The organism is Lentzea sp. NBRC 102530, assembly GCF_030269365.1.
GTDB lineage: Bacteria > Actinomycetota > Actinomycetes > Mycobacteriales > Pseudonocardiaceae > Lentzea.
This window is the reverse complement of record NZ_BSTF01000063.1, coordinates 1-255: the sequence shown is the minus strand read 5'-3', so window position 1 is coordinate 255 and position 255 is coordinate 1. Positions and strand designations below refer to the sequence as shown.

At 53.7% G+C, this 255-nt stretch carries 1 rRNA gene; it reads left to right on the top strand.

Annotated elements, in window-relative coordinates:
- Positions 1-255: ribosomal RNA gene (locus tag QSK25_RS45290) — 23S ribosomal RNA — on the top strand; the annotation flags it as partial.

The window sequence follows — 255 nt, the reverse complement described above, 5'->3', positions numbered from 1 at the left end:
GAAAACAACCGTGATTCCGTGAGTAGTGGCGAGCGAAAGCGGATGAGGCTAAACCGCGTCTGTGTGATACCCGGCAGGGGTTGCATTCGCGGGGTCGTGGGACCTCTTGGTCAGTTCTGCCGGACTGACAAACAGTCAGAAAACGCATCGTTAGAGGAACGTGTCTGGAAAGCACGGGCGTAGAGAGTGAAACCCTCGTACTCGAAAACGTAGCGTCTGTTTAGAGTGTTCCCAAGTAGCAGCGTACTCGTGAAA